Origin of the sequence: Bradyrhizobium sp. 33ap4 (assembly GCF_032654765.1) — a bacterium.
In the GTDB taxonomy this organism is placed as follows: Bacteria; Pseudomonadota; Alphaproteobacteria; order Rhizobiales; family Xanthobacteraceae; genus Bradyrhizobium; species Bradyrhizobium australafricanum.
The window spans coordinates 25,760-39,537 of record NZ_JAUMTJ010000024.1; the positions used below are offsets into that span (position 1 = coordinate 25,760).

Genomic DNA, 13,778 nt, shown 5'->3' on the forward strand with positions numbered 1-13,778 from the left:
GCCCGGCGCCAAACGCGCCGGGCCTTCGCACTCCGCTCGGACGTTGGGCGGGGCGCGCGCTGAATAAAAGTTTCGAATTTGCTGCCGGTGACGATCGGCACGCGAGGAGAAGACCATGAATCAAGAGATTATGAATCTTTTCAATCCGACGACCCCGGCCCAGGTCTTCGACCAGATCCGGATTTCGATCGCGTCTCCGGAGAAGATTCTGTCCTGGTCCTACGGCGAGATCAAGAAGCCGGAGACCATCAACTACCGCACCTTCAAGCCGGAGCGTGACGGCCTGTTCTGCGCGCGCATCTTCGGGCCGATCAAGGACTACGAGTGCTTGTGCGGCAAGTACAAGCGGATGAAGTACAAGGGCATCATCTGCGAGAAGTGCTCGGTCGAGGTGACGCTGTCGCGCGTCCGGCGCGAGCGCATGGGCCATATCGAGCTGGCGGCGCCGGTCGCCCACATCTGGTTCCTGAAGTCGCTGCCCTCGCGCATCGGCCTCCTGCTCGACATGACGCTGAAGGATCTCGAGCGGATCCTCTACTTCGAATACTACGTCGTGCTCGAGCCGGGTCTCACCGCGCTGAAGGACCGTCAGCTGCTGTCGGAAGACGAGTATCTGAAGGCGCAGGACGAGTACGGCCAGGATTCCTTCACCGCCATGATCGGCGCGGAGGCGATCCGCGAGCTGCTCAAGGGGCTCGAGCTCGAGAAGCTCGAGGCGACGCTGCGTGCCGACATGGCGGAGACCGACTCCGACATCAAGCACAAGAAGCTCGCCAAGCGTCTGAAGATCGTCGAGGCTTTCCGCGTTTCCGGCAACAAGCCGGAATGGATGATCATGACGGTCGTGCCGGTGATTCCGCCGGACCTGCGTCCGCTGGTGCCGCTCGACGGCGGCCGGTTTGCGACCTCGGACCTCAACGACCTGTACCGCCGCGTCATCAACCGCAACAACCGCCTGAAGCGGCTGATGGAGCTGCGTGCGCCCGACATCATCATCCGCAACGAAAAGCGCATGCTGCAGGAGGCCGTCGACGCACTGTTCGACAACGGCCGCCGCGGCCGCGTCATCACCGGCGCCAACAAGCGTCCGCTGAAGTCGCTCGCCGACATGCTGAAGGGCAAGCAGGGCCGGTTCCGCCAGAACCTGCTCGGCAAGCGCGTCGATTATTCGGGCCGTTCGGTGATCGTGGTCGGTCCCGAGCTGCGCCTGCATCAGTGCGGCCTGCCGAAGAAGATGGCGCTCGAGCTGTTCAAGCCGTTCATCTACTCGCGGCTCGATGCCAAGGGCCTGTCCACCACGGTGAAGCAGGCCAAGAAGCTGGTCGAGAAAGAGCGTCCGGAGGTCTGGGATATCCTCGATGAGGTGATCCGCGAGCATCCGGTGCTGCTCAACCGCGCGCCGACGCTGCATCGCCTGGGCATCCAGGCGTTCGAGCCGGTGCTGATCGAAGGCAAGGCGATTCAGCTGCATCCGCTGGTCTGCGCCGCCTTCAACGCCGACTTCGACGGCGACCAGATGGCCGTGCACGTTCCGCTGTCGCTCGAAGCGCAGCTGGAAGCGCGCGTCCTGATGATGTCGACCAACAACATCCTGCATCCGGCGAACGGCCAGCCGATCATCGTGCCGTCGCAGGACATCGTGCTCGGCCTCTACTACGTCTCGATCATGCGCGAAGGCCTGCCCGGCGAGGGCAAGATCTTCGGCGACATGGCCGAGCTCGAGCACGCCCTGCATTCGAAGGTCATCCACCTCCACACCAAGATCAAGTACCGGTGGGAAGGCCTCGACGAGGAAGGCAAGCACTCCAAGCGCTGGATCGAAACCACCGCGGGCCGCGTCATGCTCGGCAACCTGCTGCCGAAGAACCCGAAGATCTCGTACGACATCATCAACAAGCTGATGACCAAGCGCGAGATTTCCGGCGTGATCGATCAGGTCTACCGGCACTGCGGTCAGAAGGAGACGGTGATCTTCTGCGACCGCATCATGGCGCTCGGCTTCTACAACGCCTTCAAGGCGGGCATCTCGTTCGGCAAGGACGACATGGTCGTGCCGGCGTCGAAGTGGAAGATCGTCGATCAGACCCGTACGCTGGCGAAGGATTTCGAGCAGCAGTACAATGACGGCCTGATCACCCACGGCGAGAAGTACAACAAGGTCGTCGACGCCTGGTCGAAGGCCGGTGAAGAAGTCGCCAAGGCGATGATGAAGGAGATCTCGTCCACCAAGAAGACGGCGGCGGGCGCGGATGCCGACATCAACTCGATCTACATGATGGCGCACTCCGGTGCGCGTGGTTCGCCGGCCCAGATGCGCCAGCTCGCCGGCATGCGCGGCCTGATGGCCAAGCCGTCGGGCGAGATCATCGAGACGCCGATCATTTCCAACTTCAAGGAAGGTCTGTCGGTGCTCGAGTACTTCAACTCGACCCACGGCGCCCGCAAGGGCCTCGCGGACACCGCGTTGAAGACCGCGAACTCGGGCTACCTGACCCGCCGTCTGGTCGACGTCGCGCAGGACTGCATCATCACGCAGACCGACTGCGGCACCACGCTCGGCATCAAGATGCGCGCCATCGTCGACGCCGGCACCGTGGTCGCCTCGCTCGGCTCGCGCATCCTGGGCCGCGTGGCCTGCGATGACGTGCGCGATCCCGCCACCAACGAGGTCGTCATCAAGCGTGACACCTTGATGGAGGAGAGCCACGTCGACGCGATCCAGCAGGCCGGCATCCAGGAAGTGAAGATCCGCTCGGCGCTGACCTGCGAGCTGATCAACGGCATCTGCGCCAAGTGCTACGGCCGCGACCTGGCCCGCGGCACCCCGGTCAACCACGGTGAGGCCGTCGGCGTCATCGCGGCACAATCGATCGGTGAGCCCGGCACGCAGCTGACGATGCGCACGTTCCACATCGGCGGTGCCGCGCAGCTCAACGAGCAGTCGTTCGTCGAATCGAACTTCGACGGCAAGATCGTGATTAAGAACAAGGCGATCGCCCGCAACAGCGAAGGCAGCCTGATCGCGATGGTGCGCAACATGGTCGTTGCGATCGTCGATGCCGACGGCACCGAGCGTGCGACCCACCGTATTCAGTACGGTTCGAAGATGCACGTCGACGAAGGCGATATGGTCAAGCGCGGCCAGCGCATCGCCGAGTGGGATCCCTATACCCGCCCGGTGCTGAGCGAGGTCGAGGGCACGATCGGTTTCGAGGATCTGGTCGAGGGACAGTCGATCTCGGAAACGCTCGACGAGTCGACCGGTATCGCCAAGCGCGTGGTCATCGACTGGCGCACGACGCGCGGCGGTTCGGACCTGCGTCCGGCCATCGTGGTCAAGGGCAAGGACGGCAAGGTGATGAAGCTCGCGCGTGGCGGCGATGCCCGCTACATGCTGTCGGTCGACGCCATTCTGTCGGTCGACACCGGCGGGAAGGTGATGCCGGGCGACATCCTGGCGCGTATCTCGACCGAGAGCGCCAAGACGCGTGACATCACCGGCGGTCTGCCGCGGGTGGCGGAACTGTTCGAGGCTCGCAAGCCGAAGGATGCGGCGATCATCGCGGAGACCGCGGGAACGATCCGCTTCGGCCGCGACTACAAGAACAAGCGCCGCATCTCGATCGAGCCGATGGACAAGACCGAGGAGCCGCGCGAGTACCTGATCCCGAAGGGCAAGCACATCCACCTTCAGGACGGCGACATCGTCGAAAAGGGCGATTTCATCGTCGAAGGCAATCCGGCGCCGCACGACATCCTGGCGATCAAGGGCATCGAGGAGCTCGCTGCCTATCTGGTCAACGAAATCCAGGAGGTCTACCGGTTGCAGGGCGTGCTCATCAACGACAAGCACATCGAGGTGATTGTCCGTCAGATGCTGCAGAAGGTCGAGGTCACCGATCAGGGCGACACCGACATGATCTCGGGCGAGCAGGTCGACAAGATCGAGTTCGACGCGCTCAACACCAAGGCCAAGGAGGAGGGCAAGAAGCCCGCCACGGGTACGCCGGTTCTGCTCGGCATCACCAAGGCGAGCCTGCAGACCCGCTCCTTCTTCTCGGCGGCGTCGTTCCAGGAGACCACGCGCGTGCTCACCGAAGCTGCCGTCAACGGCAAGGTGGACCCGCTCGAGGGCCTCAAGGAGAACGTCATTGTCGGCCGCCTGATCCCGGCCGGCACCGGCGCCTCGATGGCGCGGATCCGCGAGGTCGCGGTCAAGCGCGACAAGCTGATCCTCGACGAGCGCGAGAAGCAGCAGGCGGCGATCGTGCCGACGGCTCCGGAAGCGGAGCCGCTGGCGCTGCCGCCCGCCGAATAGGCATCCGCAAGACTACGGGTATGGCGAGAAGGCCGGCGTTTAGCCGGCCTTTTTGCTGCTTTCTTTGCTTGCTGCGGTGCAGGGACGCAGTTTGTTCATCTTTCCTTCAGGCAAAAAAGTGCCTTTGCTAGGGTGACTTAGACCGGCTGTTTGGCTCGCGCCGGAGACGACGGAATCCATATGCTCGACTTGGCTATCGTAGGCGGCGGCCCCGGGGGGCTGATGAGCGCCTGGTATTTGAAGCGCAAACTCGGCGACCTCTGCCGCGTTACCATCTTCGAGGCGTCGAACCGCCTCGGCGGCAAGATCGTCACGCGCAAATTCGACACCGCGCCCGCGATGTATGAGGCCGGCGTCGCCGAGATCTATGATTACTCGATGACGGGGCCGGACCCGCTGCGCGAGCTGATCCAGCATTTCGGCCTGCAGACGATCCCGATGGACGCCGAGCAGGTGCAGCTCGACGGCGAGTTGCTTGCCGACGTTCCCGGCATGCGCCGCAAATACGGGGCGAAGACCGCGGCCGCGATCGAGGCGTTCCGCAAGCGCTGCAGCGACCTGGTGTCGCCGATCGAATATTACGAGGGCGTCGGCGCCCACGACAACGAACACCCGTGGGCCTACAAGACCGCCGAGCAGGTCCTCGACGAGGAGGTCGAGGACGCGACCGCCAAGCGTTTCTTCAAGGTGATGGCGCGTTCCGACATCGCGACCGAGAGCCACAACACCAACGGCCTCAACGCGCTGAAGAACTACGTGATGGACGTCGACGGCTATATCGGCCTGTATTCGATCCAGAACGGCAACGAGCAGCTGATCGATTGTCTGCGCTCGGAAGTCAGCGCCGACATCCAGCTCAACCATCGTGTGCTCAAGGTCGGCAAGACCGCTGGCGGCCGCTACCAGCTCAACATGATGAACGGCAAGGGGCCGGAGACGCGCGACTTCGATCTCGTGCTGGTCTGCCTGCCGCACTCCTGGCTCGCGACCATGCGCTGGGACGGCGAACAGCTGCGCAAGTCGATGGTCAAGCACGTCGCCTATTTCGACCGGCCCGCGCATTATCTGCGGGTCTCGATCCTGTTCGACGAGCCGTTCTGGGGCGAGAAGATCCCGGGCGCCTGGTTCATGTCGGAAGCGTTCGGCGGCTGCTGCGTCTACAATGAGGGCGCGCGCCACGATGTCGGCAAGCACGGCGTGCTGAACTGGCTGATCGCGGGCTCGGATGCGCTGGCCTTCGCCAATCTCAGCGACCAGGAGCTGATCGATGCCGCGTTGAAGTCGCTGCCGGCCTCGCTCGGCGATGCGCGCGAGCATTTCCTGGAAGGCAAGATCCATCGCTGGCTGTCGTCGGTCAACGCGCTGCCGGGCGGCCTGCCGGTGCGCGACGTCATGACCAACCACCGGCCCGAGCCGAAGGAGCATCCCGGCATCGTGGTGGTCGGCGACTATCTGTTCGATTCGACGCTGAATGGACTGCTCGATTCCTCCGATGCCGCGACCGACATCATCGTCACCGAGATGATGCGGCTGCGCCGTACCCGCGCGCAGGACGAGAGCTCGCTGTCCGACAAGATCGACCGCAGCTATTTCGACAATTATCGCGGCGTCGGCCCCTACAGCGAGGTCTGGCGCAACTTCACCGACCCGGCCTATCTGACGGACCTGATCAAGACGGTCTGGGGCAGGGCGAAGGGCTACAAGCTGCTGATCGCCGGCTCCGCCAGCGGCGAACTGGTCGGCGCGCTGCGCGAACGTGGCATCGATGCCTGGGGCATCGAGAACAACCGCTACATCCACGGCAAGACGCCGAAGGCGCTCAAGAAGTACAACAAGCTCGGCTCGATCGCCGACATGCCGTTCAAGGCCAACGAGTTCGACTTCGTGTTCGAGACCTCGCTGTGCCATCTCGGCGAGAAGCAGGTCGTGCGCGGGGTGCGCGAGCTCAACCGCGTGGTCAAGACCGGCGTCGTGTTCGCGTCGGTGACCTCCGACATGGCGGCGGCAGTGATCGATCGCTACGACCTGCTGCGCGGAGTGAAGAAGCTCGGCACCTGGTGGGAGTGGTCGGAATTGTTCTTCGGCAACGGCTTCGATCTGTCGATGCACCGCCGCGACTGCACCGATGCGCTGTGGACATTGACGCTGGCCGCCAACAAGGGGCCAGGGCAGTGGTACGCCGACTCCGACAGCCTGCGCTATTCCTTCTTCGACAAGGTCGAAGCCGACCTCGACGACTAGCGGGACCGACCGGAAGCTTTTGCCGCGAGCCGACCGGCCTCGTGTCAACCAACTGTCAAACGGCGGCAATTCTGCGCTCCGCGAATCCGCGCGAGCGCGCCGCGGCGCGTCGGCCGTTCCAAACGCTTTGCCGAATTCGTCGTGATCGCATAGGATTACGGGCGCAGTGTTATCAGCTGCGGTTTCGATTTGCGGTCATGCCGGCCGTGGAGCATCGGTTGGTTTCATGGCGCCAAGACCTCCTGCATCAGACGATCCGACGAGAGCGGCGGCCGACGATCCCGAGCTGAAGAAGAAGCCCGCGTCCGGTCCGCCCGCGGCGGCCGCCTCCACGAAGCCGTCCGCGGCGCCGGCTGACGACGAAGAGGAAGACGACGCGGACGACGAGTTCGAGCTCGATGACGACGATGATGACGAGGACCTCGTCGTCTTCACCGCCAAGGAAGCCGCCGGCGCGCTCTCCACGATCTTTGGCTTCGTCAGGCCGATCCTGGCGAACTACAGGAAGCCGTTCGCCTGCGTCGCCTTCGGCGTGCTGGTCGAGACGTTGTTTAACGTCATCATGCCGCTCAGCCTGAAATTCCTGATCGACGACGCGCTCGGTGAGGAGGATTTCGGGGCCCTCTACAAGATCCTCGGCGTGCTCGCGGTTGCCGGCATCGTCACCTCGATCATCGCGGTCTGGTACGAGCGCTGGGATGCGCGGCTGGGCGCCGGCATCATCGCCGACGTGCGGACGCGGCTGTTCGACCATGTCCAGAACCTGCCGTCGGCCTATTTCGCGCGCACCAAGCGCGGCGAGATCCTGTCGCGCTTCTCGATCGATCTGTCGGCGTTCGAGGGCTCGGTCAAGACCTTCGCCAACAGCGCGGCGCTGCCGGGCCTCGAGCTGGTCGCGGGCATCATCCTGATGCTGTTCCTGAATTGGCAGCTTGCCGTGGTCGCCTTGCTGGTGTTTCCGATCACCCTGATCGGGCCGCGCATCCTGACGCCGAAGGCTGTGCAGGCCAATTACGAGCAGAAGCAGAACGAGGCCGCGCTGCTCGGAACCGTGCAGGAGAACGTCGCCGCGCAGGCGGTGGTGAAGGCGTTCAATCTGCAGCGCCGGGCGCTCGGCTGGTTCACGATGCGCAACCGCGACGTCCGGGCCAAGGCCGCGTCAGCCATGTTCCTGTCGACCATGGTGGAGCGCACCGTCACCATCGCGGTGCTGCTGCTCCACCTCGTGGTGCTGGCGATCGGCGCCTATCTCGCCACCAAGGGGCAGATCACCGTCGGCACCTTCGTGACCTTCGAGAGTGCGTTCTGGGAGGTGTCGTACAACATCGCCCATCTGATGCATTTCATCCCGGTGTCGATCCAGTCGGCGGCGGCGGTGCGGCACATCCAGGAACTGCTCGACGAGCCGACCCGCGGCGCCGACCGTCCCGGCGCGCCGGATCTGCCGCGCATCACCAACGACATCTCCTTCGATCGCGTCACCTTCCAGTATGAGGGGGCACAGACGCCGGTGCTCGACAATCTCAGCCTCAAGCTCAATGCCGGCAAGAGCATTGCGATCGTCGGTCCCAGCGGCTCCGGCAAGAGCACGCTGATCAACCTGATCCTGCGGCTCTACGTGCCGGACGAGGGCCGCGTCGCCGTCGACGGCGTCGATATCCGCCGGGTGACGCGCGAGTCGCTGCGGGCCAACATGGCGGTCGTGTTCCAGGAGAACATGCTGTTCAACATGTCGATCCGCGAGAACATCCGGCTCGGCAAGGAAGGCGCGACCGACGCGGAGGTCGAGGACGCTGCCCGCAAGGCCGAGATCCATCGCTACATCATGAGCCTGCCGCAGCGCTACGACACGGCGGTCGGCGAGCGCGGCGATACCTTGTCGGGCGGCCAGCGCCAGCGCATCGCGATCGCGCGCGCGATCATCCGTAACCCGTCCGTGCTGCTGCTCGACGAGGCGACTTCGGCGCTCGACCAGACCACGGAGGCTGCGATCAATCGCACGCTGCTCAAGGTCGCCGAGGGCCGCACCATGATCTGGTCGACGCATCGCCTGACTTCGGTGGTCGAGATGGACGAGATCATCGTGATCTCCGGCGGCAGGGCGATCGAACGCGGCTCGCACGAGGAGCTGCTGGCCCGCAATGGCGTCTATCGCAAGCTGTGGGACGACCAGGGACATCTGAATCACGACGAGGACGCCGACGACGCGGATGATGACGATGATGACGATGATGAAGATGAGGACGAAGACGAGGATGAGGAGGCGTGAGGCCCGCGTCGCGGGCGATGGTCGAGCGCCAGATTTTTCGTTACGCCCGGTCCGCGGCGTGCGGACGTTGCCGGAAGTGGTTGGCCGGCTGCGTCGTTGACGCCGCCGCCGCAGGGTTGTGCAGCCGGCGCAGCCAGCCGCGGCCGAGATAGCCGAAAAAGCGCGCCCAGCGCTGGGCCTGCCACGTGGGCCCGCTGCCGACCGACACCTCGCGGAAGCTGAATGCCTTGGCGTTCGACCAGGCGTCGCAGGCGGTCTTGACCGGATCGTCGTAGAACGCGGTGATCTTCTCCTCGCCCATGCCGTCGGTCGACAGCCAGGCCGGGATGTGGACGTTGCAGAGCTGGGCGACGTCGGTGAACACCTTGTCGGTACCGGTGCCGGTGACGGGGCAGGTGCTGGCGAAGGCATCACCGACCAGCACCACGCCGGCCTGCCGATAGCCGGTGCTGACAAAGATGTCGGCGGGCCTGATCTTGATATCGCCGGCGATGTCGAACTCGCCGGTGAGCCGGCGCAGCCGCGGCAGCGCGGCGTTCAGCGTCTCCACCGGATTGCGCCGCATCGCCCGCAGCCAGGGATCGTCGGACTTGCGATAGGTGAAGAGGTTGGCGCGCATCCGGTTTCCGATCGGAAACAGCGTGATGTAGGGGATTCGGTCGCTCGGCCGCTCCGAGAAGTAGGTCATGGCCGCGAACGGGAAGGCGGGGCGGCCGACGGGGACGAAATCGAAGCCGAGCGAGATCGAGTGGCAGAAGCTCGTGACCAGCCGCTCGATGCCGAGCATCCGGCGCAACCCGACGTTCAGGCCGTTGGCAAGCACCACAAGGCGCGCCGAGATCTCCTCGCCATTGGCAAGCACGAGCCGCTGCCGCTCGGAACTGGTCGCGACATTGATCACCTTGTCGCAGATGAATTCCGCCGGCCCGGCGATTTCGTTCCGAATCGCCGCAATCAGCGCGTCGTACATGATGCCGTATTGCCGGCTCGGCTGCCGGTCGAGCAACCGGCCGAATCGCGCGATCCAGTTCTCGCCGTCCAGCGTCGCCGAGCGGAGCACCGACTCGGCGAGGCCGGTCCTGGCGAATCGCTCGAGCTGGAGGTCGCCGCCGATCTTTTCGACACGGAAATCGAACGGGTAGACCCGGTGGGGGTCGATCAGGATCGTCGGTATCCCGGCACGGCCGAGCATGGCGGTTGCGGTCGAGCCCGCAAGACCGCCGCCGATGATCGCGATGTCGGTGTACCGCATGAGAATTCCGTGGCTGTGACCCCGATTTTTGCGCTGCGAATGGCAAATAAAGGCTTAGTTTCGAAGTTTGCCTTCGGGACTAACTTGGGGAGAGTTGTTTCTATTCATATTTTACCCGGATGTAATATGATTCCGCACGCGCCCGAAGATTCGGATGAAGTGCGCGGGGAGGTCGGTCGGCCGTCACATTTCGCCTTGCGCCGAACCTCGGTGAAATGCGAAATCCGCAAGTGCCAGAGGCGTTTCTTCGCTTGTCGTTTTGCTTGACTTCACTATCTCTCGATTATACAAGGCGCCCACTTAACGACAGGCGGTGAGCTACGCCAGCGTCGGAACGGAACACCCGAAGGTCCTTTTTGAGGAGCCGGACGGGCACCAACCTCGACGAATGCCGCTCAAACGCTGTCGATGATAGCTAGGCAATGCCAGGACGATATTAGTTCTCTTGAGCACGTCCTCTTGAGAGTGAATTCGGATGCATGACCTCGGTGGCGGACCGAACAGCGCACGCTGAACGGTTCGGGATCGCGGTCCTCTGTGGCGTCGATGCGCTTTCCGCTCAGCGATGAGTGGTTGGCGCGATTTCGCTTTGCGCGGTTGTTTGTTCCGTGTCGAGCGGGCCGTGCGGGACGGCTAGTCCTGAGAAGAAATTTGCGGAGCCATTCAAGGTTTTCGCGCGAACTAAAGGGTGAAGGCTGCATGCCGACGATCAACCAGCTGATCGCAAATCCGCGTGAAGTGCAGAAGTCGCGTAAGAAGGTGCCGGCGCTGCAGCAGTCGCCGCAGAAGCGCGGCGTGTGCACGCGCGTCTACACCACGACCCCGAAGAAGCCGAACTCGGCGCTTCGTAAGGTCGCCAAGGTGCGCCTGACCAACGGCTTCGAGGTGATCGGCTACATCCCGGGTGAGGGCCATAACCTGCAGGAGCACTCGGTGGTCATGATCCGCGGCGGCCGCGTCAAGGACTTGCCCGGTGTGCGCTACCACATCCTCCGCGGCGTGCTGGATACCCAGGGCGTCAAGAACCGTAAGCAGCGTCGTTCGAAGTACGGCGCGAAGCGTCCGAAGTAAGCGGGAACCGATCAGATGTCGCGTCGCCATTCTGCCGAGAAGCGTGAAGTTCTTCCGGATCCGAAGTTCGGGAACATCATCATTACGAAGTTCATGAACTCGGTGATGTACGCCGGGAAGAAGTCGGTTGCCGAAAACATCGTCTACGGTGCGCTCGGCATGATCGAGGCCAAGACCAAGCAGAACCCGCTCGGCGTGTTCGAGCAGGCGCTCGAGAACGTGATGCCGACCATCGAGGTTCGTTCCCGCCGCGTCGGCGGCGCGACCTACCAAGTTCCGGTCGAAGTCCGTTCGGTGCGCCGTCAGGCGCTCGGCATCCGCTGGCTGATCTCGGCCGCCCGCGAGCGCAACGAGAAGACCATGACGGAGCGTCTCTCGGCTGAGCTGCTCGACGCCTCGAACAATCGCGGCAACGCCGTCAAGAAGCGGGAAGACGTGCACCGGATGGCGGAAGCCAACCGCGCGTTCTCGCACTATCGCTGGTAAGGCGAACAACGGAATTTAAGGAACAGTCTCATGCCCCGCCAACATGCCATCGAGGACTACCGCAACTTCGGTATCATGGCGCATATCGACGCCGGCAAGACCACGACCACCGAGCGTATCCTGTATTACACCGGCAAGAGCCACAAGATCGGCGAAGTGCACGAAGGTGCCGCGACGATGGACTGGATGGAGCAGGAGCAGGAGCGTGGCATCACGATCACCTCGGCTGCGACCACCGCGTTCTGGAACGGCAAGCGCCTGAACATCATCGACACCCCCGGCCACGTCGACTTCACCATCGAGGTCGAGCGTTCGCTGCGCGTGCTCGACGGCGCCGTTTGCGTTCTCGACTCCAACCAGGGCGTCGAGCCGCAGACCGAGACCGTCTGGCGCCAGGGCGACAAGTACAAGGTTCCGCGCATCGTCTTCGCCAACAAGATGGACAAGACCGGCGCCGACTTCTTCAAGTGCCTGTCCGACATCGTCGACCGCCTCGGCGCCAAGCCGATCGCGATCCAGCTGCCGATCGGTGCCGAGAACAACTTCAAGGGTCTCGTCGACCTCGTGAAGATGAAGGGCGTCATCTGGAACGATGAATCGCTCGGCGCCAAGTTCGACTATGTCGACATTCCGGAAGATCTGGTCGAGCAGGCCAAGGAATATCGCGAGAAGATGGTGGAAGCCGCCGTCGAGCTCGACGACGACGCTTTGGCTGCCTTCCTCGACGGCAAGGAGCCGGACGAGGCGGCCCTGAAGCGCCTGATCCGCAAGGCCGTGCTGACCGGCGCGTTCTATCCCGTGCTGTGCGGCTCCGCGTTCAAGAACAAGGGCGTGCAGCCGCTGCTCGACGCCGTCGTCGACTATCTGCCGTCGCCGATCGACGTGCCCGCGATCAAGGGCACCGACGATGAGGGCAACGAAGTCGTGCGCAAGGCGGACGACAAGGAGCCGCTGGCGCTGCTCGCGTTCAAGATCATGGACGACCCCTTCGTCGGCACCATCACCTTCTGCCGCATCTATTCCGGCATCCTGCAGTCGGGCACCGGCGTGGTGAACTCGACCCGCGAGAAGAAAGAGCGTATCGGCCGCATGCTGCTGATGCATGCGAACAACCGCGAAGACATCAAGGAAGCCTATGCCGGCGACATCGTCGCGCTGGCTGGCCTGAAGGAAGCGCGCACCGGCGACACGCTGTGCGATCCCGACAAGCCGGTGATCCTCGAGAAGATGGAATTCCCGGAGCCGGTGATCGAGATCGCGATCGAGCCGAAGTCGAAGGCCGACCAGGAAAAGCTCGGCGTGGCGCTTGCCAAGCTCGCCGCGGAAGATCCGTCGTTCCGTGTGTCGACCGACCAGGAGTCCGGCCAGACCATTCTCAAGGGCATGGGCGAACTGCATCTCGACATCAAGGTCGACATTCTCAAGCGCACCTACAAGGTCGACGCCAACATCGGCGCGCCGCAGGTGGCGTTCCGCGAGCGCGTGACCAAGAAGGCCGAAGTCAAGTACACGCACAAGAAGCAGACCGGCGGTACCGGTCAGTTCGCCGAAGTGTCGATCGTCGTCGAGCCGAACGAGCCCGGCAAGGGCTATGAGTTCGAATCGAAGATCGTCGGCGGCGCGGTGCCGAAGGAATACATCCCCGGCGTCGAAAAGGGCCTCAACAGCGTGATGGGCTCCGGTGTTGTTGCCGGCTTCCCGGTGGTGGACGTCAAGGTGCAGCTGGTCGACGGCAAGTATCACGACGTCGACTCGTCGGCACTGGCGTTCGAAATCGCATCGCGGGCTGCGTTCCGCGAAGCGTTGACGAAGGGCAAGTCCGTTCTGCTCGAGCCGATCATGAAGGTCGAGGTGGTGACCCCGGAAGACTACACCGGTTCGGTCATCGGCGACCTGAATTCCCGGCGTGGCCAGATCCAGGGCCAAGACATGCGCGGCAACGCCAACGTCATCAACGCGATGGTGCCGCTCATGAACATGTTCGGTTACGTGAACAACCTGCGCTCGATGAGCCAGGGTCGCGCGACCTTCACCATGCAGTTCGATCACTACGCCGAAGCTCCGGCGAACGTGTCGGCTGAAGTCCAGAAGAAGTTTGCCTGATTGTCGTTGATGGCAGTCAACGATTGAACGGAGAGTCA

General features: G+C 63.5%; 7 protein-coding genes. 6 read left to right on the top strand and 1 reads right to left on the bottom strand.

Annotated features, from left to right (window positions below; translation table 11 throughout):
* The first annotated feature begins 115 nt into the window (after window positions 1-115).
* The 3 genes from rpoC to Q2M23_RS19730 all read left to right on the top strand — a co-directional run bounded on the left by rpoC (window position 116) and on the right by Q2M23_RS19730 (window position 8,828).
* Window positions 116-4,318: a DNA-directed RNA polymerase subunit beta' gene (gene rpoC, locus Q2M23_RS19720; protein ID WP_057019552.1), complete on the top strand. Its 4,203-nt coding sequence runs from the start codon at window positions 116-118 to the stop codon at window positions 4,316-4,318.
* 180 nt (window positions 4,319-4,498) lie between these two features.
* Window positions 4,499-6,559, top strand: coding sequence for an FAD-dependent oxidoreductase (locus Q2M23_RS19725; protein WP_057019551.1), 2,061 nt, complete (start codon window positions 4,499-4,501; stop codon window positions 6,557-6,559).
* Window positions 6,560-6,785: 226 nt separating this feature from the next.
* Window positions 6,786-8,828 carry an ABC transporter ATP-binding protein gene (locus tag Q2M23_RS19730; RefSeq protein WP_141342192.1) on the top strand — a complete coding sequence of 681 codons (2,043 nt, stop codon included), beginning with the start codon at window positions 6,786-6,788 and terminating at the stop codon, window positions 8,826-8,828.
* Window positions 8,829-8,868: 40 nt separating this feature from the next.
* Here the strand turns inward: Q2M23_RS19730 and Q2M23_RS19735 are convergent, their stop codons facing one another.
* Entirely contained in the window at window positions 8,869-10,080 is a 1,212-nt protein-coding gene (locus Q2M23_RS19735) for an NAD(P)/FAD-dependent oxidoreductase (RefSeq protein WP_316396683.1), read from the bottom strand.
* Between the two features lie 699 nt (window positions 10,081-10,779).
* Here Q2M23_RS19735 and rpsL point away from each other — a divergent pair.
* Genes rpsL through fusA form a run of 3 tightly spaced genes read left to right on the top strand, consistent with a single transcriptional unit; the run spans window position 10,780 to window position 13,740 of the window.
* On the top strand, window positions 10,780-11,151 hold the full coding sequence (rpsL, locus tag Q2M23_RS19740; protein ID WP_006611834.1) for a 30S ribosomal protein S12: 372 nt from the start codon (window positions 10,780-10,782) through the stop codon (window positions 11,149-11,151).
* Between the two features lie 15 nt (window positions 11,152-11,166).
* Complete coding sequence (rpsG, locus tag Q2M23_RS19745) at window positions 11,167-11,637, top strand: 30S ribosomal protein S7 (RefSeq protein WP_016843741.1); 471 nt, start codon at window positions 11,167-11,169, stop codon at window positions 11,635-11,637.
* A gap of 30 nt (window positions 11,638-11,667) precedes the next feature.
* The gene (gene fusA, locus Q2M23_RS19750; protein WP_316396685.1) at window positions 11,668-13,740 is read left to right on the top strand and encodes an elongation factor G; all 2,073 of its coding nucleotides are present in this window, start codon (window positions 11,668-11,670) and stop codon (window positions 13,738-13,740) included.
* Window positions 13,741-13,778: the final 38 nt, after the last annotated feature.

Excerpts from the sequence above, each read along its gene's own strand:
- rpoC (WP_057019552.1), top strand. The coding sequence starts at position 116 with ATGAATCAAGAGATTATGAATCTTTTCAATCCGACGACCCCGGCCCAG.
- Q2M23_RS19725 (WP_057019551.1), top strand. The coding sequence starts at position 4,499 with ATGCTCGACTTGGCTATCGTAGGCGGCGGCCCCGGGGGGCTGATGAGC.
- Q2M23_RS19730 (WP_141342192.1), top strand. The coding sequence starts at position 6,786 with ATGGCGCCAAGACCTCCTGCATCAGACGATCCGACGAGAGCGGCGGCC.
- Q2M23_RS19735 (WP_316396683.1), bottom strand. The coding sequence starts at position 10,080 with ATGCGGTACACCGACATCGCGATCATCGGCGGCGGTCTTGCGGGCTCG.
- rpsL (WP_006611834.1), top strand. The coding sequence starts at position 10,780 with ATGCCGACGATCAACCAGCTGATCGCAAATCCGCGTGAAGTGCAGAAG.
- rpsG (WP_016843741.1), top strand. The coding sequence starts at position 11,167 with ATGTCGCGTCGCCATTCTGCCGAGAAGCGTGAAGTTCTTCCGGATCCG.
- fusA (WP_316396685.1), top strand. The coding sequence starts at position 11,668 with ATGCCCCGCCAACATGCCATCGAGGACTACCGCAACTTCGGTATCATG.